Below are 21,270 nucleotides of genomic sequence, written 5' to 3' on the forward strand. Positions count from 1 at the left end.
AAAAAAAATAAAACATGCATCAACACTTCATTCTTTTTAAACCTTACGGCTACCTAAGCCAATTTATATATGAATTAAAAAGGAAGAAAAAGCTTTTAGGCGAATTATATGTTTTTCCTGAAGGCACAATGGCTATTGGCCGATTAGATGAAGACTCTGAAGGCTTACTTTTGCTGACAACTGACGGAAAAGTAAGCGAACAGATAAGAAGCAAAAAAGTCGATAAAGAATATTATGTTCAGGTTGACGGCATAATCACTCCCGAAGCGATCGAACAATTGCAAATAGGTGTAGAAATTGGTTTTGATGGCGGAAAATATATGACCAAACCCTGCAAAGCTTTTATCGTTGCTGAAATTCCTGACTTTGGTCCAAGAGCAAAAAAAATAAGAGATGAACGTCACGGACCCACATCCTGGGCTTCTATAACAGTTAATGAAGGAAAGTTTCGTCAGGTTCGAAAAATGACTGCCGCAGTTGGTTTTCCTACATTGCGGCTTGTGCGGGTACGAATAGGAAATGTATATTTGCAAGACTTAAAAGCCGGTGAGGTTTTAGAAGTCTCAGATTTTAAATAAGAAAATGTGTCAATTATATAATTACTAAAATCTTATAACTAAAAAAATGCTAAACGTTGTTCTTGTAGAACCGGAAATTCCAAATAATACCGGAAATATTGGCCGATTATGTGTGGGTACAGAAAGCAGACTACACTTAATTCATCCTTTTGGATTTGTGATTAATGACAAAAACCTAAAACGTTCGGGATTGGATTACTGGGTGCATCTTGATGTAACCGAATATCAAAATATAGAAGAATGGATTTCGCAAATTCCGGATCATTCACGTGTATTTTTAATGAGCTCTCATGCTGAAAAGTCGTATTTGGAAACCGAATTTCAGGATGGAGACTGGCTGGTTTTTGGGAAGGAAAGTGTTGGATTGAGCAAAGAAGTTCTGGCTTTGTTTGAAAATCATTTAACAATTCCGATGTCGAAATTGATCCGTAGTTTTAATATTGCGAATTCTGTGGCTTTTGTGGTTGGGGAAGCTAAGAGACAGATTGGATTAAAGGTTTAATCGTTTATTTATTGAGGTGTTTAATTGATTTGAGAAGCCCTCATGAAACCTGATGTTTTAGCCCTGATGGAAGTGACATCCTTTTATGGCGGTTCGCCATAAAAGATATAACGGACAGCAGGACCAGCTCCTGAAAATTGTTATAGTTACGTAATGATAAACTTCCCTTTTTCAGCATCAAAAACAATATGTTCATCCTTGAACAAAGTCGCAAAACTTCCTTTCGAAATTAAATGACAAGGTTCGTCCTGAACCACCATTTCCGGAGTCATGATAATCATTTCGTCACTTAATTGTATCGCCAGATCGATATCATGAGTTGAAAATAAAATACATTTTTGGGTTTCCTGCGTTAGCTTTTTTAGCAATTTGAAAAGCGAAACTTTATGCAATAAATCTAGGTGCGTTGTGGGTTCGTCAAGAATAATCAAAGGTGTATCTTGTGCCAGAGCTCTTGCGATCAAGACCTTTTGTAATTGTCCGTCGCTTATCTCAAAATGCCTTTTTACAGCTAAATGTTCGATTTGTGTCAGCTGCATGGCTTCCTGAACTTTTTCTATATCTGTTTGGGATAAAGTCCCAATCCAATTCGTGTAAGGCTGGCGACCTAAAGCAACTAGTTCAAATACGGACAGATTACTTGGAGGCAATTTTTCGGTTAAAACCAAGCTAAGGTTTTGTGCTAAATCTAAAGGTTTGTAGGTATTTATACTTTTATCATTCAGAAAAACATTTCCTGCCAAAGGGGATTGAATTCCGGTAATGGTTCTCAGTAAAGTCGATTTTCCAATACCATTTGCACCAATTAAGGCGATGAGTTTTCCGGAATCTAAAGTTAAATTTAAATCCTGGGCGATAGTTACAATTCCTTTTTTGGATTTATAGCCAATATTTAGATTTGAAGTTTTTAAAATGGTTTTCATCGTAACTTGTTTTTTAAACACATAGAGGACATAGTTTTTCTATGTGTTTAATTTTTAGTGATTTTAAAATTCCTTGTAAATTAACACATAGCTGATTTCCCTAAAACTTTGGTAATAATTTGAAATATTCATTTACAAATGTTTTCTGACCTTCTTTAAAAATATTATGACAATTAAAGTTAATTATAATTCCCTTTGGTGCTTTAGATAGTTTCATATAAGTTAATTGTGCTTCATGTCTAGGACATAAATCTGCATTCAATTCTTTATTTTCATAAACCAATGGGACTTTCATTTCAGTTAAAAAATTCAATTTCCGATATTATAACTCTTCTTTCAAACATTGATGATACACATTTTCAAGTAATCCCTTTCCGATTATTTTATGCACTTCGATACAAGCTCCAATTACATTATAAGTTAACTCGTCTAAATATTTTTAAGTAATCATTAGTGATAATTAAAATAGAAACCAATTTTCAATTTTACTCATCTCTGTTTTTTGAAGAAAAGTGAAACGCCTTTTTAAGCTTGTAAAACTATGTCTCTATGTGTTTAAAAAACTAAGATGCAAAAAATGTATGTTTTTACTTAAAATTTCTTTTTCGTACCAATAACCAAATCACAACCGGAGCACCAATTATAGACGTAATTGCATTTATTGGAAGTGTGACATCAAAGCCCGGCATTTGAGAAACGATATCGCAAAATAAAACGATAATGGCCCCAAAAAGCAATGTGCTCCAAAATAAAATCGTATGATTACTTGTTTGAAAAGTCAGTTTTGCAATGTGTGGAACTGCAAGGCCGATAAAAGCTATCGGACCTGCAAAAGCCGTGATACTTCCGGCCAAAATACTGGTTGCAAAAATAATGATCAAACGTGCTTTATTGATATTTAATCCCATACTTTTTGCATAGTTTTCACCCAGAAGCAATGCATTTAAAGGCTTGATACTGCCTGCGCTTAAAATTAAGCCCAAGAACACGCTTATTGCCAAAACAATGATTGATTTCCAGGAAAGATTACCAAGGTTTCCTAACGACCAGAAAGTAAATTTCTGAAGCTGTTCGGCTGTACTAAAATAGGTTAAAACACTCACAATTGCCGTGGTAAAACTTCCAAACATCAACCCGACAATTAAGATTGCCATCGTATCTCTTAATTGCTGTGAAACCAATAAAACCAATAATAAGACAAGTGTGCTTCCTAATGTTGAAGCCAACACAATTCCATATGATGATAATGCGATCGTTCTTAAAAAAGAGGGTAAAAATCCGGCTCCCAAAATGACAAATGCTACTCCCAGGCTTGCACCTGAACTTAACCCTAAAACATAAGGTCCTGCAAGCGGATTACGGAATAACGTCTGCATTAACAAACCGCTTATGGAAAGTCCTGTTCCGACTAAAATTGCTGTAAGAGCTTTGGGCAAACGATAATTGATAATAATATACTCCCATGTTGTTTTACTGGCCTGGCCACCGGTTAAACTTGTATAAACATCTTTAAAGGGAATATTAACTGAACCCAGACTAATACTCATAAGAAACATCATAAGAAGTCCTAAAGCCAAAATGGCAAATAAAATTGTATTTCTTTTTTGGTGAGCCAATTTAATTCAGTTTAGTTGCAAAAGTAAACTCATAACTTGGCAGTAAATCCGGGTGAAAAATTTTGATGAAATCTTTCAGAACCAAATCCGGTCTGCTAGGTGATAATTCATAATAAACAGTTCCGCCGGTAGCACCAAAATTACTTTCTAAACAATAAATTGATTTATTCGCAAAAGCATCAAATTCGCTGTAATGCGGATTCGCTTTCTGTAATTCTTCTAAGGTTTTAAAAGAACCTGAAACAATCCAAAAGTTTGCCGTTTTTCCTTTATCTAATACCTTTTCAAATGACAAACCCTGGCTTCCGGTTCCTTCTAAATCTGACCATAAATAATTGGCGTGAGCGTCTTTCATAAATTGGGCAACCCAGCTGTTTCCTTTTGCTACATACCAGACATCCTCATACATAGAGCCATACAAAACGCTAGAACTTGCAGGTGCTTCAGCTACTAATTTTATTGCCTGATTGTAACTTGTCACAATTTTATCGAATAATTCTTTTGCTTTGTCTTCTTTGCCAAATAAAGCGCCGTAAAGCTTGATCCACTCGGCTTTTCCTAATGGAGACTGCTCCATCCAATCTGCCTGAATTAATACATTTAAACCACTTTTTTTCAAATTATCCAGCATTGGATTATTATTGTCTACTCCAAAAGTTACAATTAAATCGGGTGATAATTCTATTAACTGTTCTATATTTAATTTTTCATTCTGACCTACATTTTTAACGGAGCCTTTATCAATTAATGCTCTTGTTTTTTCAGAAGAAATATAATCCGTATGCGGAAAACCTGTTAGTTTATTTTCGACATCTAGCATTTCAAGAAACGGAATATTGGTTGTTGAAGTTACCACAACAGATTCTAAAGGAACCATAATAGTTGTGTACGATTGTAAACTATCCGGAAGTTCAGCTTCTTTTTCTTTTAAAATATACACGAAATTTTTCGTAGCATTTGGCCAGGGATTTGAAACAGTCACTACGGAATACCCTTCGTGTTTTACGATAGAAAGCCCTGAAGCATATTCGATGCTGTTTTGAGGAATTTTTGACGTTAGAACTTCTGTATTTTCATTTTTTTTACATCCTGTCAAAAGAAAAAAAGATGCAATAAAAATAAGTTTAGGAAATAAATGTTTCATATGTGTGTTATATTGTTTCAAGTAATATGGCATTATTATTGTCTGCTCACCTTGATGTCTTTATCAATAAGTACAAAGGTAAGGTAATTTATTATTTTTTTTATTTACCTTTATTCTTACAAATTTAGACAAACCAATTTTACATATATGAATAATATAAAAACAAAAGTTTGTTCGAGCTGTGAATCCTCTTTTAGCTGTGGAAATATTTCATCTGAAAATACTTGCTGGTGTAATGATTTTCCTCCTATTTTTAATCTCTCAGAAGAAGGAGATTGTCTTTGTCCGGAATGTTTTAAAGAAGCCTGTATTGACAAAATTGATGCGTATGTCGAAACCATTACTCCAAAAAAAGCACTTCAAAATAAAGCTACATCTTTACCCAAAACTGAAAAACTAATTGAAGATATTGATTACTATATTGAAAATGGCAATTATGTCTTTAAAACCTGGTTTCATTTAAAAAGAGGAACCTGCTGTGGAAATGCCTGTCGTCATTGCCCTTATTAATGGTTAATTCTATTTTCTATCAGGCATTAAAAAACTAAAGGTCTTTGCGTTAGGGATAGAAGTGGCATCCTTTTGTGACAAAATTATTCGTCTTGATGAACAACTAAATTTCCGGAACAAAAGATATAGCGTATAGCCCGACCCTTGGGGAACGCCATAATAATTCATAACTCAAAATTCATAATTCAAATAATGATTTACTTAATTACCGGAGGCGAACGATCAGGAAAAAGCAGCTATGCGCAAAATTTAGCTTTACAACTTTCAAATACACCAATTTATGTTGCAACTGCCAGAAAATGGGATGATGATTTTCAGAATAGAATTGACCAGCACCAACAGGAACGTGACGAGCGATGGACGAATATAGAGAAAGAAAAACATTTGAGCGAAATTGATTTTTCAGGAAAAACAGCTTTGATCGACTGTGTAACTTTATGGCTGACCAATTTTTTTGTTGATACTAAAAATGATGTAGCCCAAAGTCTGGAAGAGGCAAAAAAGGAATTTCTCTCTATAGAAAATCAGCAAAATATAAATCTGATAATTGTGACTAACGAAATTGGAATGGGCGTTCATGCCCAAACCCATATTGGTAGAAAATTTACCGAATTGCAAGGCTGGATGAATCAGTTTCTTGCATCACATGCAGACGAAGTTATTTTGATGGTTTCCGGAATACCGGTTAAAATAAAAGGTTAGAAAATATTAATGGCAATGGCAAAAACAATAAAAAATCTAAATCTTTAAATTTCTAATTTCAATATTGGTAGAGTATCTTTACATTCAGAATAATATTGGTTTTTGTAATTGTAAATTGATTTTTGAAAATGAGCTATTTAGATGATATTTTAAGATCACGACGTGATACCCGACATTTTACGGCTGATAATGTTCCTGATGAGGTGATCGAAAAAGCTTTACAGGCAGGACATTGGGCACCTTCGGTTGGATTAACGGATGCTACACGCTATTATATCATCAAATCAGCTGAATTAAAAAGCGCTATCAAAGATTTGTTTTTGGATTATAATAAAAAAGCCGAAGAACTGACAGATAATCCGGAGCAAAAAGAACACTACAAATCCCTGAAACTCGAAGCAATTAAAGAAGCACCCATTGGGCTTATCATTGCCTACGACCGATCTGTCTTGAATCAATTTACGATTGGAACTGTTGGCAGTAATGAGGCTGTGAAATTTAGCTCGGTTTGTGCGGCACAAAATATTTGGCTTTCACTAACAGAACAAGGTTACGGAATGGGCTGGGTTTCTATTCTGAATTATTATCAGTTTAAAAAAATACTCGATTTACCTGAAAATATTGAGCCTTTGGGTTATTTCTGCATCGGTAAACCGGCTACGAATTATGACAGTCAGCCGATGTTACAGCAATTGCACTGGAAACAAAAATCGGAAGCTCCGGATTTTACAGAGATTAAAAATATAAACCAAACTCATATTGCAGACTTCATTTTAAAAACTAAATCTCAAATCGAAGAAAAAACAGATTTCAGCATAATTTTACAGGAAAAAATAGATTCTAAAACCAAACCTGTTGGTGCTTTGGGAATGTTAGAAACATTGGCTTTTCAGATCGCAACAGTTTTCGAAACTTTAAATCCCAAAATAACAAATCCGAATATAGTTGTTTTTGCAGCTGATCACGGAATTGCAAATCATGGAGTCAGTGCTTACCCGCAAGATGTGACAAGGCAAATGGTTGAGAATTTCCTCAATGATGGTGGTGCTATCAATGTTTTTTGCAAGCAGCATAATATCGAATTGTCAATTGTAGATGCTGGAGTTAATTATGATTTTCCGACAAATGCTAAATTAATCAATGCTAAAATTGCCAAAGGAACTCAATCCTTTTTGCATGCTCCGGCAATGAGCGAAACCGAACTTCAATTGTGTTTTGAAAAAGGAAAATCAATTGTCACAACTATTGCCAAAACAGGTTCTAACTGTATTGGTTTTGGTGAAATGGGAATAGGAAACACTTCCACAGCCTCGGTCTTAATGAGCCTTTTAACTGGTTTTCCTATTGAAGATTGCATTGGAAAAGGTACTGGTGTTGAAGGTGAGAAACTGATTCAGAAAAAAAGTTTACTTAAAAAAGCGATCGAAAATTATTACGGCCCAGCCGAATTAATGCAACAGCTCGCCTACTTTGGAGGTTTTGAAATCATACAAATGGCTAGCGGCATGCTAACGGCTTTCGAAAATAAAATGATTATTCTGATTGATGGATTTATTTGCAGTACGGCATTTTTAATTGCTTCAAAAATAGATCCTGAGATTATACAAAATGCTGTTTTTTGTCATTGTTCTGCCGAAAAAGCACATCAAAAATTATTAGATTACTTAGAGGCAAAACCAATTTTAAATTTAGATTTGCGTCTTGGTGAAGGTACCGGCTGTGCCATTGCTTTTCCAATTTTAAAATCCGCTGAGGTTTTTCTTAATGAAATGGCTAGTTTTGAGAGTGCTGGGATTAGTCATAAATAAACGCCGAAGTCTGTCATTTCGAAAGAGGAGAAATCACAAAACTGAATAAAAATTAATTTTCAATGAAAAAAGAACTACATATTTTCTTCACTTCTTTAATGTTTTACACCCGGATTCCCTGTCCTAAAAATATCAATCATCATCCTGATTATTTAAATAAAGCTACCCGATATTTTCCTTTGATTGGCTGGATTGTGGGTAGTTTTTCTTTTATTTCTTTTTATATTTTTTCTCTTTTCCTTTCCTTAGAAATAGCAGTAATTTTTGCGATTATAACTTCTATATTGACTACCGGAGCATTTCATGAAGATGGTTTTGCAGACGTTTGTGATGGTTTTGGCGGAGGCTGGACCAAAGAAAAAATACTGATAATTATGAAAGATAGTGCAATAGGTGCTTATGGCGCGATTGGCTTGGTGTTACTTTTTTTATTGAAATTCAAATTGCTTTCTGAATCTATTTTACTTTTAAGAACCGAAAATTCCTATTTTCAAATTTATTTGTTGTTTATTTCTGCTCACGCTTTAAGCCGTTTAGCAGCGATATCGATTATTTTTACACATGAATATTCACGTGACGATGCTTCGAGCAAAAGCAAGCCCATTGCAAAAAAAAATACCTGGAAAGAAGTTTTTGGAGCTTTTTTGTTCGGATTACTTCCTTTATTGACTATCTCCTTTTATCACTATAAAATACTTTTAACTTTAATTCCTGTTTTCCTGACACGTCATTTTTTGGCTCGTTATTTCCAGAAATGGATTGATGGTTATACCGGAGATTGTTTGGGTGCTACGCAACAAGTATGCGAAGTAGTTTATTATTTAAGTATTCTTTTTGTATGGAAATTTATTTAGTCCGTCATACCGAAACGATATGCGAGAAAGGTATTTGCTACGGACAATCTGATGTAGATTTAGCTGAACCTTTTGAATCTGCTTTCGAAAACATTCTTTCGCAATTACCTGCTGAAGCAATAATTTTTTCGAGTCCATTGAAGCGATGTGTTATTTTGGCAAAATACATCCAGAATAATATAAAAACCATTTCTTATGAGGAAGACAATCGACTGATGGAAATGAATTTTGGTGATTGGGAAATGAAAAACTGGAACACTATTCCGCAGGAACAACTCAATCCGTGGATGGAAGATTTTGTCAATATTAAAGTTTCAAATGGAGAATCTTTTGTTGAATTGCATAAAAGAACTGGAGATTTCTTATCTGAAAAAATAGCAACAAAAATAAATTATCCAGTTATCATTATAGCTCATGCCGGTATTATCAGAAGCTTTTTATGCCATCATACGTCACTGCCGTTAAAAGACGCTTTTCAAAATAAAGTAGATTTTGGAGGAGTCGTCAAAATAGATTTTTAAAACTCCTTTTGTTTAGAATTTCTTTTAAAAAGTAAAACAAATTTGATTTTTACATATTTTTAACTTTATCTTTGCGCCCAATTAAGGTTGTGTTTTAATTACGAAAACACATTAAAAGGGAATCAAGTTACTGATTTTAAATATCTTAAAACCACAAATCTTGAGCTGTACCCGCAACTGTAAGCTTAGTTCTTTTTAAAAGAATGTTTGTTATTAGCTACAAAACCACTGTCATGCCATGCGCGATGGGAAGGTAAATAACAAAACGCAAGCCAGGAGACCTGCCTTATTAACAAATATCGAACTCTCGGGAAAAAGAGTGTAGAAATTATGACTTTAAACAAACGATTTACTTTTTGCTTTCTGCTTTTGTGCCAGATTATTTTGGCGCAGCATGACTCTATTACAAAACTGAAAGAAGTTGTTGTATCAGATAAAAATTTAAAAAAATACTCGGATTCTCAATCGGTTTTGAAACTCAATGATTCGATTATCAATAAAAATGAGGCTTTACTAACTGATTTATTAAATTTCAATTCGACGCTTTATTTCAAGGAATACGGACGCGGCATGCTTTCTACGGTTTCTTTTAGAGGAACAACTTCTTCTCAGACAGCTGTAATCTGGAACGGGATCAACATCAATTCACAAATGAACGGAAGTACTGATTTTAATACCATTTCCGGTTCTGATTATAATTCGATAAGCATTAAAGCTGGTGGCGGAAGTGTTATTTACGGAAGTGGTGCTATTGGAGGGACTGTGCATCTAAATAATGACATGCCTTTTTATAATCGTTTTGAAAACAATTTAAAATTTGATTACGGAAGTTTCAATACAATTGGAATCAATTATAAAACCAATATTTCAAACGAAAAATGGAGCGGACAAATTGGTTTTTCTAAAAACAGCTCAACAAACGATTATAAATATCTGAATAAATATACCTGGAAAGGCGTACAGCGGTGGAACCAAAATGGGCAATATGATGTAATAACAATGAGTGCTAATTTAGGTTACAAATTGAATGCGAGAAATATCTTTAAATTATACAGTCAAACTTCTAATACAGACCGAAACACTTCTTTAATTACTGAAACCGAAACGCCAAGTAAATACATCAATGGTTTTAATCGTAACTTATTAGAATATGATGGTAATTTTGGCAAATTGACTACTAATTTAAAGACAGCCTATATATTCGAAAACTACCAATATTATGCTGACAATTCAACAAATAATTATACTTACGGAAAAACAGAAAGTTTAATTGCCAAAGCAGATGTTGGTTACACTCTTTTTAAATCCACACAAATAAACGGTATTATAGATTATAATAAGACTACGGGTACCGGAAGCGGTTTTGGAACTAATACACGAGAAATAAGTTCTGCCTCTTTATTAATAAAACAAGATGTTTCGACATACTGGAAAAATGAATTTGGTGTTCGAAAAGAATTCACGGATAATTACAAATCGCCGGTTCTGTTCTCTATAGGTTCATCTTATCAATTTGGTGAATTATATAAACTGAAGTTGAATTTGTCACGAAATTTCAGAATTCCAACCTTTAATGATTTGTATTGGGAAGAAGGCGGAAATCCTGACTTGAAACCTGAAAGCTCTTATCAGGCCGAATTAGGGAATGTCTTTACTTTTAAAAACATTACTCTGACACAGACTTTTTATTATATCAAAATAAAAGACTTATTGCAGTGGGTTCCGGGCAAAAATGGCATTTGGTCTCCTCAAAATACAGACAAGGTAAACAGCTATGGGGCAGAAACTTTATTAAGCTGGAAAAAGCAGTTTGGTAAAAATATTTTTGCCGTCAATGCTACCTATGCTCATACTATTTCTGAAAATAGTGATACTAAAAAACAACTCTTTTTTGTTCCTTTTAATAAAGCTACAGCTTCTGTTGCTTACTCCAGAAATAGAATTTCAGCCAATTATCAGTTTTTATATAATGGTTTTGTTTATACGAGAGCAGATAATGATCCAGATGAAATCATTAATGATTATATGATATCAAATGTAGGAATCGATTATGATTTTAAATTTCTGGAATCTTTTAAACTTGGTTTTCAGGTTCTGAATTTATTTAATGAAGCATTCGAAAGCCTTGAAAACAGACCTATGCCAGGTCGCAATTTTAATATGTATATAACCTTAAAATTTTAATATAATGAAGTTTAGTAAATTGTTTTTAATAGCACTTAGTGCATCACTATTCGTTTCGTGTTCAAATGATGAAGAATCTAATGAGCCTAAAGGAGTTTATGACAAAGGTGTTTTTATCCTGAACGAAGGATCTGATGTCAAAGGGACAATATCTTATTTAAATGATGACTTAATCACATTTACGAAAGATGCATATGGACCTGCTAATAATGAAGATAACCCGGGCGGTTATTTGCAAAACATATTCTTTAATGGGGACAATGCCTATATAATTTCAGGAGGATCTGATGTAATTAATGTTGTCAACAGATATACTTTTAAATTGGTAGACAAAATAGAAACAGGTCTTGAAAATCCAAGATATGGTGTTGCAAAAGATGGCAAAGCATATGTAACAAATGCAAATACTTATGGCTCATCTAGTAATCCTGCCGGACATACGGATGATTATGTTGCTATTATCGACTTAAAAACCAATAAATATGAGTCTAAAATTGATTTGAACGCAACTGCCAATCGATTAGTTTTAGAAAATGGTAAGCTATACATTACAGAACCTTATAACAGTACTAAATTATTGGTAGTAAATATTGCAACAAAAAAACTTGAAGCACCAATAGAAATTGGTTCAAGTGCTGATTGTATTGAGGAAGAAAACGGGTTTTTATATATTTTAAGAGGTCCTTTTGGAAGTAGAAGTGAAATTGTAAAAGTAAAATTATCTGATAAATCAGTTTCTAAAATTACTTTCCCGGAATCTTTAGACGGAGCAGGATACATGGATATTGAAGATGACAAAGTATATTATACAGTAGGAAGTTCAGTTTATGTTATTAATGCTAATGCTACAACTGCATCAACTACACCTATTTTAACTGCTACACTTTCAGCTAAAGGCTATGTTTATGGTTTTGCTGTAAATGATAATCGTATTTATGTTGCTGATGGAGGAGATTTTGGAGCCAATAGTAAAGCTTTCATTTATAACCTGGCAGGTACATTAGAAAAAGAAATCGCAGTTGGTATAGGGCCTAATGGTTTTTACTTTAACGACTAAAACAAAAAAATGCCCTTATAAACAAAAATATAAGGGCATTTTAAATTAATATATATATATATAATGATAAAAAAATTACTTTATAATTTACTACTTAGTTCATCAATAATCACGGCTCAATCTTATGCTCCGCCTGCTGACCAGGCTGGCAGCACAGCAATAGCTAAAAGTAGTTCGGTTTTCATAGGCTGGGCAACAGGAATTACTGTGGTAAGAGGTCCACAGGATATTGCAGTTCCAAATAGTCCTTTAGCTACTGCCGGAACACCAGCAGACGGAATGAAAGGAGGAACTTCAGGAACTGGAATTGTTAGTTTAGGTGACGGCGGAAGCGCAGTCTTAACTTTTGATACACCCATTAGCAATGGTTCAGGATTTGATTTTGCCGTTTTTGAAAATGGTTTTTCTGATACCTTTTTAGAACTAGCTTTTGTAGAAGTAAGCTCAGATGGAATTAACTTTTTCAGATTCCCGTCTCATAGTGAAACACAAACCACAACTCAAATTGGGGGTTTTGGAGCAGTGGATTGCAGATACATTAATAATCTAGCCGGAAAATATCGTGCTAATTTTGGAACACCTTTCGATTTATCAGATATTCCGGATAATGCTTTGTTAGATAAAAACAAGATTACACATGTCAAAATAATAGATGTAATAGGCACAATTGATCCTTTGTATGCCTCTTATGACAGTTTTGGAAATATAATTAACGAACCTTACTCTACACCTTTTGCATCTGGAGGATTTGATTTGAATGGCATTGGTGTTATTAACCAAAATACTTTAGGAAATGAAAATTTTACTTCAGAATCTGTTACACTATATCCAAATCCTGCCTCAGATATTATTCATCTAAATAGTAAGGAAGAAAGCAGCATTTTAATTTATGATATTACCGGAAAGATTGTAAAAGATTTGCCGAAATCAAATTATGGAGAAATTACAATTTCCGATATAAATTCAGGCACTTATATATTTGAAGTAACACTTCTGGATAAAAAAATGGTCAAAAAAATAATTATAAATTAGTTAATTGTTGTTTTTTAGAATTTGTTTTTGGACAAAAAAGGCTTTCAGAAATGAAAGCCTTTTTAATATTACTTTTTATTTACATCGAAATTTAATATACACGTATGGGCAATTTGCCTTTTTAAATCCTGATTCCCGGTGGAAGCAATTCCTTATATTGTGGATTCTTTTTAATAAATAATACAATTTTTGGATGAATAGGCATCAATCTAAACTTCTTTTCGATAATAATCTCCATGATGTTTTTAAGCAGTGCATTAATTAAATCCTGATTTTCAAAGCCTTCAGGAGTGTTGATTTTAGTTAAAAAGATTTTCTTTTCCTGAAATGAATATTCAACAGAAAGCATTCCTTCAGGCAGTATGGCTTCAAATTGTCTAGCAAAAGTGTTGTCTTTGATTACCATAATAGTTTCAATAGGTTCCATAATTTGTCATTTTTTAGAAGGTTAAAAATATAATATAGATTTAGGGCAATTGTCTCGGTTTAAAAATCATAAAATAATACTAAACACGAATGATTTGGATTGCAAAGTTAATCATTTGATTTTCAATATGAAATTATTTTTTTTTAATAGCTCCATACAGTTAACATATAAATAATTTTGCGCTTCATTTATTTTAATAATTAATTAAAAAAGGAATATTCGCTGTGCATATTAGTAAAAAAAGTAATTTTAGCTTCTCTAATTAAATTCCTTTTCTATCAAATGAGTAAAATTCCTGTTTATTTTATGCCCGGTTTGGCAGCCAGTCCGGCTATTTTTGAAAGAATCCAATTAGATGAATCTATTTTTGAAGTTTGTTTGCTTGAATGGAAAATTCCGCAGGTAAAAGAATCATTATCTGATTATGCTCTTCGAATTACAAAAGATATCAACCATAAGAATCCGGTTTTGATTGGAGTTTCTTTTGGTGGAATTTTAGTTCAGGAAATGGCAAAACATATCGAAGTACGAAAGGTGATTATTATTTCGAGCGTAAGAAGCAATATGGAGTTTCCAAGGAGAATGAAAATCGGAAAAAATACAAAAGCCTACAAATTGATTCCGATGAAGTTAATTTTGAATATAGAGAATCTTGCTAAATTTTCTTTTGGCGAAAAAATAAATAAACGTATTAAATTATATGAAAAGTTTCTTGCTGTCAGAGATTTAAATTATCTGCAATGGGCTGTAGAATCTGTGATTTGTTGGGACAGAAGTGAAATCGACGAAAAAGTAGTCCATATTCATGGTGATCAGGATGATGTTTTTCCTATAAAATATATCAATAAATGCATTGTTGTAAAAGGTGGAACTCATATTATGATTCTGAATAAATACAAATGGCTGAATGAGAATTTACCATCGATTATATTAGAGGAATAAGTATTCTTATAAAACTTAAACTCATAGCCCTGATAGAAGTGAAAATCCTTTTGTGGCGCTGCTGTCAGCGATACAAAAGATTGTAACGGATAGCAGGAAACAGCTCCTAAAAATTCTAATAAATAAATTTCAAATTAAAATTATAAAACAAAAAAATCCCAAATACCTGAATTGGGATTTGGGATTTTAAAAATTCTTATTTAAAAAAATTTAGATTTTCTTCATTTGCTCTTTCATCATGGTGATTTGCTCTTTTAGCATTCCTTGTTTGTCTAATTTCTTAGCTTCATTTAACAAATTGGTTGCTTCCAGTTTTCTTCTGCGTGACATAGCAACTCCTGCAAGGTTTAATTTTGCTACAGCTAAATCCATATCCATAGACAATCCCAATTCAATTGCTTTTTTGAAATGTTTCTCGGCCTGGTTGATATTCGTTTGAGATAACATGATTCCGTGAAGGTAATTAAAGTAGCCTTGTTGCTTTCTTACCAAAGCCGCTTCAGGATTTTTGATGTATGCCAGCCATTTTTTAGCGCCCTCAAAGTCTTGTTTTCTTAATTTAAGGAAAGCTAAAAGGATAAATTCGTTTTTGAAATAAAGAAAAATTGGAATTGCAGTCAATAACAAAAGGAAAATACCATTTCCGATATTACTTTCAGTAAATTGCCAAATGCCAGCAACTACAAGAAGTCCGGCTAAAATAAGTTTAATATTTTTATGAAACATAATAGATGTATATTTGTAACTGCAAATATAGTAAAATGAATTAAAAATATTTTTATTAAAGTACTTGCCAGAAAAAAAAGTCTTTGTATATTTGCACTCGGTTTTGGGATAACGATATTCAAAAACAGAAAATAGATATTAGATACCATTTTAAAGATACAAAGCAATGAGCAAAAGAACATTTCAACCATCGAAAAGAAAAAGAAGAAATAAGCACGGATTTATGGACAGAATGGCTTCTGCGAATGGAAGAAAAGTTCTAGCGCGTAGAAGAGCTAAAGGAAGACATAAATTAACTGTTTCTAGCGAACCTAGACACAAAAAATAATGTTTTCATAAACATACATAAGGCGATTACTTTTTTAGTATCGCCTTTTTTTATACCTTGTCAGTAAAAAAAGCGGTTAAAATCCTGGTTTTTAACAAACTACTGCCCATTTAAATTAAATATAACTACACAATACAAACAAAATGCCTAAAGACACATCAATAAAATCAGTTTTAATAATAGGTTCAGGACCTATCGTAATTGGTCAAGCTTGTGAATTTGATTATGCAGGATCTCAATCTGCACGTTCTATTCGCGAAGAAGGAATTGAAGTTATCTTGATAAACTCAAATCCAGCGACAATCATGACCGACCCAACAATGGCCGATCATATTTATCTGAAACCATTAACTACAAAATCGATTATTGAAATTCTGAAGGAACATCCACAAATTGACGCTGTTCTACCAACAATGGGCGGGCAAACAGCTCTGAATTTGTGTCTGGAAGCAGATGAAAAAGGAATCTGGCAGGATTTTGGAGTAAGATTAATTGGTGTTGATGTAAATGCCATCAATATTACGGAAGACAGAGAGCAATTTAAACAACTGCTACATAAAATAAATGTCCCTACGGCACCTGCAAAAACAGCTACTTCTTTCCTTGAAGGAAAAGAAATTGCTCAGGAGTTTGGATTTCCATTAGTAATTCGCCCTTCGTTCACACTTGGAGGAACCGGAGCCGCTTTTGTTCACAGTAAAGAAGAATTTGATGAAAAACTAACCTACGGATTAGAAATGTCACCAATTCATGAAGTACTGATTGACAAAGCTTTATTAGGCTGGAAAGAATACGAATTGGAACTTTTGAGAGATAAAAACGACAACGTTGTCATTATCTGTTCAATAGAAAATATGGATCCAATGGGGATTCATACCGGAGATTCGATTACGGTTGCACCAGCTATGACTTTATCTGATACAACTTTCCAAAAATTACGTGATTATGCTATCCTTATGATGCGAAGTATCGGAAATTTTGCGGGAGGATGTAACGTACAATTCGCAGTTTCTCCAGATGAAAAAGAAGATATTGTTGCCATCGAAATTAACCCTCGTGTCTCTCGCTCTTCTGCCTTAGCATCAAAAGCAACAGGTTACCCGATTGCTAAAATTGCTTCTAAACTGGCTTTAGGATACAACTTAGATGAATTACAGAACCAAATTACAAAATCCACTTCAGCTTTATTCGAGCCGACATTGGATTATGTAATTGTAAAAATACCGCGTTGGAACTTCGATAAATTCGAAGGTGCTGACAGAACTTTAGGCCTCCAGATGAAATCTGTTGGTGAAGTAATGGGAATTGGACGTTCGTTTCAGGAAGCTTTGCACAAAGCTACGCAATCACTAGAAATCAAAAGAAATGGTTTAGGAGCTGACGGAAAAGGATATACTAATTACGAGCAAATTATCGAGAAACTGACTTTTGCAAGCTGGGATCGTGTTTTTGTTATTTATGATGCAATTGCAATGGGGATTCCGTTGAGCCGTATTCATGAAATCACAAAAATCGATATGTGGTTTTTAAAACAATACGAAGAACTTTATACTTTAGAAAAAGAAATTTCGAACTATAAAATTTCAGATCTTCCAAAAGAGCTTTTGCTGGAAGCCAAACAAAAAGGTTTTGCCGACAGACAAATTGCACACATGATGAATTGTCTGGAAAGCGAAGTTCATACTTTAAGAATGGACAAAAACATCAACCGTGTATTTAAATTGGTTGATACCTGCGCAGCTGAGTTTAAAGCTCAGACACCTTACTACTACTCCACTTTTGAGGCTGAAATTGAAAAAGCAAATGGCGAGCGTTATGTAGATAACGAAAGTATTGTTACTGATAAAAAGAAAATTATCGTTTTAGGTTCAGGACCAAACAGAATTGGACAAGGGATTGAGTTTGACTATTCTTGTGTGCATGGAGTTTTGGCCGCAAAAGAATGTGGTTACGAAACGATTATGATCAACTGTAATCCTGAAACGGTTTCGACAGATTTTGATACAGCTGATAAATTATATTTTGAGCCAGTTTTCTGGGAACATATTTACGATATCATTCAGCATGAAAAACCAGAAGGTGTTATTGTGCAGTTAGGAGGTCAGACTGCTTTGAAACTAGCTGAAAAATTATCTAAATACGGAGTAAAAATTATCGGAACCAGTTTTGATGCGCTTGATTTAGCTGAAGACAGAGGACGCTTCTCAGATTTACTGAGAGAACTACATATTCCTTTCCCACAATTCGGAATTGCTGAAACTGCTGATGAAGCCTCTGCTCTTGCAGATACTTTAGATTTTCCATTATTAATTCGTCCTTCTTATGTATTAGGAGGTCAGGGAATGAAAATTGTTATCAATAAAAAAGAACTGGAGGAGCACGTTATCAATTTATTGAAAACGATTCCAGGAAACAAACTGCTTTTAGATCATTATTTAGCCGGAGCAATCGAAGCTGAAGCTGATGCAATTTGTGATGCTGACGGAAACGTTTACATCATAGGAATTATGGAGCACATTGAACCTTGTGGAGTACACTCAGGAGACAGTAATGCTACATTACCTCCTTTTAACTTAGGGGAGTTCGTAATGCAGCAGATAAAAGACCATACTTATAAAATCGCGAGAGCTTTAAAAACAGTTGGTTTAATCAATATTCAGTTTGCGATTAAGGATGACACCGTTTACATTATCGAAGCAAATCCAAGAGCTTCGAGAACAGTACCATTTATTGCAAAAGCATACGGAGAGCCTTATGTAAACTACGCTACAAAAGTAATGTTAGGACACAATAAAGTAACTGATTTCGATTTTAATCCCCAATTAAAAGGATACGCCATCAAACAGCCGGTTTTCTCTTTCAGCAAATTCCAAAATGTAAACAAAGCATTAGGCCCTGAGATGAAATCAACAGGAGAAAGCATCTTATTTATTGATGACTTAAAAGACGATCAATTCTACGAATTGTATTCAAGAAGAAAAATGTATTTGAGTAAATAATTCTCAAATCCTTATATTAAAAAAGCTCCAAATAATTGGAGCTTTTTTAATATTTAATAAATTAGAAAGTTATTCTTGTTTATTATAAATTTTAGAGATTATTCATTAGAAAATGACATATTATCTCTTGTATTTTTTTGCACAGAAATAGCACCAAACAATGCCAATAAAAAGGCAAAAGTATAGAAACCTTTTTCGCTTGGAAGAATAGTAGCGTTCCAAAGTCCTACAGCTAATAAAACAATGGATAAAAGCGTTCCAAACCAGCAAATACCGTAATAAATATCCGTTACAGGAAGTTTTTCAAGTCGGTCCCTAACGCTTTTTTGCAGCGAAACAACCGCAAAAAGGCCAAACATTAAAACAGTAAAATAATATCCTTTTTCGTTTAACAGCATTTCTGCTCTTGCAAGTCCAACTATAAATCCAACTGTTCCAGCTCCCAGAGCTACCCAAGATGCTGCTATAAAGGCATTCGAAGTTTTTTGTTCCATTTTTATATTAATTTTATTTGTATTTAGAAAAAATTCCCGAGTCGGTAGCTGTCCAAAAGCAGCATTTTTGACCACTAGCTTTTAAACCGCTGTTAGCCCAGGTATTGCAGGTATGAAATAAACTATAACTACCGTTTGCTTCATAGAAAGCATCCGTTTTGCCATAAACCGCATTAGTTTTTATGTTTAAGAAATTTCCGGATGGGTCTTTTTGAAAACTTTCGGAAATATATTTTATTAAGCGACGATATTGCTCTTTGCTTATCATCATTTTTTTGCAATCGTCGCCTTCTTTTAATTTTTTGTAGTAAGTGGCATGAATAGCAGTAGTACTCAATCCGGAAGCTGCTTTAAAAGCAACTGAAGCTTTTAAAGCAGACCATTCAGGCGTTTCCAGATAAAACCCTTTATCACCCCAGCCCATTGCCAAATACTTATACGTAGAATCAGCAGCTTTTGTGTTTTCAAATTTAACAAGCTGACTCCAATCAATCTGGTTATTTTTAACGGGCATTACAATATCGGTATGCACACCATTAGTCAAAATGTAAATTGCTAATTCGGGTTTTGTATTTGGTTCCTGATTTACTGTAATTTTAGAAAGAGAAAATACAGCTGCTAAGTAAATTAAAATAAATCCTAAAAAAACTAGAAATATTTTGAGTGTGATTTTTAAAACTTTTTTCAATGAATATTTAAAATAAAATTATCCAGTAAATGTAATTAAATTCATTTAACATCAAAATAAAATTAAAACAAATTATTAAGGATAATCTTTCATGATATTAAAACAAAAAGCTCCAATTACGGAGCTTTTTGTGAATTAAAAATAAGATGTGTTTATTTAATCAATTGCTGCAAAGGCTTCAATTGTTCCATATCGATTTTGGATTCTTTTAAGACCGACATTAGTGTCATAATATTATTAGGATTCATGTTCTCGCCTAATACACGAACGACAGCAAAACCATTTTCTTTTCTGTTGGCAAAAACGACAAACTCTTTGATATTATCATCAGAACCTAAATAACTAATGGATGCGCCATCTTTACCTGAACCAAACGACATAAGTTTTTGGTATTTTGGGTCTTTTAAAATCTCCTTAACTTTTGCTCGTTCTTTTTCAAATTCAGCTTGATTTTGAGTAGTTGCCTTAAAAGCTAAAATGTTCATTTTATCAAATGATTTTAAGGCTTCATTTTGATCTGCAGATAATTTTGTTTTCTCTACGTTTAAAATGCTGGGAGAAACATCAAGTGCGATAAAGTTTTTATTATCTGTATTCTCTACAAAATATTTCTGCAATGAAGGATCAGAATTACAACTTACTAAAGTTAGTAATGCTAGAAGGACTGAGGTAAAAACGCTTGCTTTCATAATTAGTTTGAATTATTTTTTCCCTTTAGAGGCTTTTTTTAGATCGGCACCTCCAGGAAGCTGCATTTTATCTGTAAGTACAGAAATTTCGTTAATATCAAAATTACCTGTTAAGGATAATAAAACAGTTTCGTCATTTTTGGCTCCGTCAACGTACATTAATAACTCTCTGACCTGAGAATCTGTAGCGCCCGATTTTACAGATATTTTTACGGTTCTTCCGCCGTCATTAATTCGCATTAGCTCTTCTAAGCCGGCAGATTTTACATATTTTTCCGCTGACGCTTTCATGTCGGCTTCAATTTTAGGGTTTTTTGTAGTAAACACTTTTAAGTAGTCTAATTTTTTAATCAAATTAATGTATTGAGCAGTTTCTTTGTCAGAAGCGTCAACTTTTACCTTACTCATTAAGTCAAACATTTTTTTGTTTACAATTACAGATGTTACATCGTCCTGGCCATCATATTTATCAAAGGCTCCCTGTGCATAAAAAGTAGTGGTAACGAATGCAAAGATTAGTGTTAGAATTAAATTTCTCATTTTGAT

The 21,270-nt window shown here is 33.5% G+C and carries 23 protein-coding genes, 1 pseudogene and 1 riboswitch; of the genes and pseudogenes, 13 read left to right on the plus strand and 11 right to left on the minus strand.

Annotated features, from left to right (window positions below; all coding sequences use genetic code 11):
• The first annotated feature begins 14 nt into the window (after positions 1-14).
• Together ACEN2I_RS11375 and ACEN2I_RS11380 are read left to right on the plus strand one after the other, a co-directional pair.
• Complete coding sequence (locus ACEN2I_RS11375) at positions 15-578, plus strand: pseudouridine synthase (RefSeq protein WP_441766223.1); 564 nt, start codon at positions 15-17, stop codon at positions 576-578.
• A 46-nt stretch (positions 579-624) separates the two neighbouring features.
• A complete protein-coding gene (locus ACEN2I_RS11380) occupies positions 625-1,080 on the plus strand; it encodes a tRNA (cytidine(34)-2'-O)-methyltransferase (protein ID WP_441766224.1) in 456 nt (151 codons plus the stop codon).
• A 146-nt stretch (positions 1,081-1,226) separates the two neighbouring features.
• On the opposite strand, the gene ACEN2I_RS11385 is transcribed toward ACEN2I_RS11380, so the two are convergent.
• From ACEN2I_RS11385 to ACEN2I_RS11405, 5 genes and pseudogenes are all read right to left on the minus strand, one after another.
• Positions 1,227-2,003, minus strand: a complete 777-nt coding sequence (locus tag ACEN2I_RS11385; RefSeq protein ID WP_441766225.1) for an ABC transporter ATP-binding protein — start codon at positions 2,001-2,003, stop codon at positions 1,227-1,229.
• Positions 2,004-2,103: 100 nt separating this feature from the next.
• The gene (locus tag ACEN2I_RS11390; protein ID WP_441766226.1) at positions 2,104-2,298 is read right to left on the minus strand and encodes a GxxExxY protein; all 195 of its coding nucleotides are present in this window, start codon (positions 2,296-2,298) and stop codon (positions 2,104-2,106) included.
• Positions 2,299-2,325: 27 nt separating this feature from the next.
• Positions 2,326-2,418 (minus strand): annotated as a pseudogene (locus tag ACEN2I_RS11395) (GxxExxY protein); the annotation flags it as partial.
• A gap of 172 nt (positions 2,419-2,590) precedes the next feature.
• Positions 2,591-3,619, minus strand: a complete 1,029-nt coding sequence (locus tag ACEN2I_RS11400; RefSeq protein ID WP_441766227.1) for an iron chelate uptake ABC transporter family permease subunit — start codon at positions 3,617-3,619, stop codon at positions 2,591-2,593.
• Position 3,620: 1 nt separating this feature from the next.
• Positions 3,621-4,763 carry an ABC transporter substrate-binding protein gene (locus tag ACEN2I_RS11405; protein ID WP_441766228.1) on the minus strand — a complete coding sequence of 381 codons (1,143 nt, stop codon included), beginning with the start codon at positions 4,761-4,763 and terminating at the stop codon, positions 3,621-3,623.
• A gap of 147 nt (positions 4,764-4,910) precedes the next feature.
• Here ACEN2I_RS11405 and ACEN2I_RS11410 point away from each other — a divergent pair, with 147 nt between their 5' ends.
• The 8 genes from ACEN2I_RS11410 (at position 4,911) to ACEN2I_RS11445 (ending at position 13,431) form a co-directional block, all read left to right on the plus strand.
• Positions 4,911-5,273, plus strand: coding sequence for a DUF5522 domain-containing protein (locus ACEN2I_RS11410; protein ID WP_441766229.1), 363 nt, complete (start codon positions 4,911-4,913; stop codon positions 5,271-5,273).
• 192 nt (positions 5,274-5,465) lie between these two features.
• A complete protein-coding gene (gene cobU / locus ACEN2I_RS11415; protein WP_441766230.1) occupies positions 5,466-5,975 on the plus strand; it encodes a bifunctional adenosylcobinamide kinase/adenosylcobinamide-phosphate guanylyltransferase in 510 nt (169 codons plus the stop codon).
• Positions 5,976-6,103: 128 nt separating this feature from the next.
• Positions 6,104-7,783 carry a nicotinate-nucleotide--dimethylbenzimidazole phosphoribosyltransferase gene (gene cobT / locus ACEN2I_RS11420; RefSeq protein ID WP_441766231.1) on the plus strand — a complete coding sequence of 560 codons (1,680 nt, stop codon included), beginning with the start codon at positions 6,104-6,106 and terminating at the stop codon, positions 7,781-7,783.
• Between the two features lie 62 nt (positions 7,784-7,845).
• Positions 7,846-8,637, plus strand: a complete 792-nt coding sequence (locus tag ACEN2I_RS11425) for an adenosylcobinamide-GDP ribazoletransferase (RefSeq protein ID WP_441766232.1) — start codon at positions 7,846-7,848, stop codon at positions 8,635-8,637.
• Positions 8,622-9,158, plus strand: coding sequence for an alpha-ribazole phosphatase (gene cobC / locus ACEN2I_RS11430; RefSeq protein WP_441766233.1), 537 nt, complete (start codon positions 8,622-8,624; stop codon positions 9,156-9,158). Before ACEN2I_RS11425 ends, cobC begins: the two co-directional genes overlap by 16 nt.
• A 67-nt stretch (positions 9,159-9,225) precedes the next feature.
• Positions 9,226-9,461, plus strand: a riboswitch (cobalamin riboswitch).
• A gap of 27 nt (positions 9,462-9,488) precedes the next feature.
• The gene (locus ACEN2I_RS11435; protein WP_441766234.1) at positions 9,489-11,342 is read left to right on the plus strand and encodes a TonB-dependent receptor plug domain-containing protein; all 1,854 of its coding nucleotides are present in this window, start codon (positions 9,489-9,491) and stop codon (positions 11,340-11,342) included.
• 4 nt (positions 11,343-11,346) lie between these two features.
• Positions 11,347-12,399: a DUF5074 domain-containing protein gene (locus ACEN2I_RS11440; RefSeq protein ID WP_441766235.1), complete on the plus strand. Its 1,053-nt coding sequence runs from the start codon at positions 11,347-11,349 to the stop codon at positions 12,397-12,399.
• A 63-nt stretch (positions 12,400-12,462) separates the two neighbouring features.
• On the plus strand, positions 12,463-13,431 hold the full coding sequence (locus tag ACEN2I_RS11445) for a T9SS type A sorting domain-containing protein (protein ID WP_441766236.1): 969 nt from the start codon (positions 12,463-12,465) through the stop codon (positions 13,429-13,431).
• Positions 13,432-13,552: 121 nt separating this feature from the next.
• Here the strand turns inward: ACEN2I_RS11445 and ACEN2I_RS11450 are convergent, their stop codons facing one another.
• Positions 13,553-13,858, minus strand: coding sequence for an N-acetyltransferase (locus ACEN2I_RS11450; protein WP_441766237.1), 306 nt, complete (start codon positions 13,856-13,858; stop codon positions 13,553-13,555).
• A 282-nt stretch (positions 13,859-14,140) separates the two neighbouring features.
• On the opposite strand from ACEN2I_RS11450, the gene ACEN2I_RS11455 reads away from it, so the two are divergent.
• The gene (locus ACEN2I_RS11455) at positions 14,141-14,800 is read left to right on the plus strand and encodes an alpha/beta hydrolase (protein WP_441766238.1); all 660 of its coding nucleotides are present in this window, start codon (positions 14,141-14,143) and stop codon (positions 14,798-14,800) included.
• Between the two features lie 210 nt (positions 14,801-15,010).
• Here ACEN2I_RS11455 and ACEN2I_RS11460 read toward each other — a convergent pair whose 3' ends face one another.
• The gene (locus ACEN2I_RS11460; RefSeq protein ID WP_441766239.1) at positions 15,011-15,526 is read right to left on the minus strand and encodes a DUF2892 domain-containing protein; all 516 of its coding nucleotides are present in this window, start codon (positions 15,524-15,526) and stop codon (positions 15,011-15,013) included.
• Between the two features lie 166 nt (positions 15,527-15,692).
• On the opposite strand from ACEN2I_RS11460, the gene rpmH reads away from it, so the two are divergent.
• Both rpmH and carB read left to right on the plus strand, forming a co-directional pair.
• Complete coding sequence (gene rpmH / locus ACEN2I_RS11465) at positions 15,693-15,854, plus strand: 50S ribosomal protein L34 (RefSeq protein ID WP_008464848.1); 162 nt, start codon at positions 15,693-15,695, stop codon at positions 15,852-15,854.
• A gap of 143 nt (positions 15,855-15,997) precedes the next feature.
• Positions 15,998-18,853 (plus strand): carbamoyl-phosphate synthase large subunit, encoded by a 2,856-nt coding sequence (carB, locus tag ACEN2I_RS11470; protein ID WP_441766240.1) that lies wholly within the window; start codon positions 15,998-16,000, stop codon positions 18,851-18,853.
• A 98-nt stretch (positions 18,854-18,951) separates the two neighbouring features.
• On the opposite strand, the gene yiaA is transcribed toward carB, so the two are convergent.
• The 4 genes from yiaA to ACEN2I_RS11490 form a co-directional block, all read right to left on the minus strand.
• The gene (gene yiaA, locus ACEN2I_RS11475) at positions 18,952-19,347 is read right to left on the minus strand and encodes an inner membrane protein YiaA (RefSeq protein WP_441766241.1); all 396 of its coding nucleotides are present in this window, start codon (positions 19,345-19,347) and stop codon (positions 18,952-18,954) included.
• 13 nt (positions 19,348-19,360) lie between these two features.
• Positions 19,361-20,035, minus strand: a complete 675-nt coding sequence (locus tag ACEN2I_RS11480) for a TIGR02117 family protein (RefSeq protein WP_441766242.1) — start codon at positions 20,033-20,035, stop codon at positions 19,361-19,363.
• Between the two features lie 152 nt (positions 20,036-20,187).
• A complete protein-coding gene (locus ACEN2I_RS11485; protein WP_441766243.1) occupies positions 20,188-20,724 on the minus strand; it encodes a DUF4252 domain-containing protein in 537 nt (178 codons plus the stop codon).
• 12 nt (positions 20,725-20,736) lie between these two features.
• Positions 20,737-21,264, minus strand: coding sequence for a DUF4252 domain-containing protein (locus ACEN2I_RS11490; protein WP_441766244.1), 528 nt, complete (start codon positions 21,262-21,264; stop codon positions 20,737-20,739).
• Between the last annotated feature and the right edge of the window lie 6 nt (positions 21,265-21,270).

Origin of the sequence: Flavobacterium sp. W22_SRS_FK3 (assembly GCF_052113665.1) — a bacterium.
Classification (GTDB): Bacteria; Bacteroidota; Bacteroidia; order Flavobacteriales; family Flavobacteriaceae; genus Flavobacterium.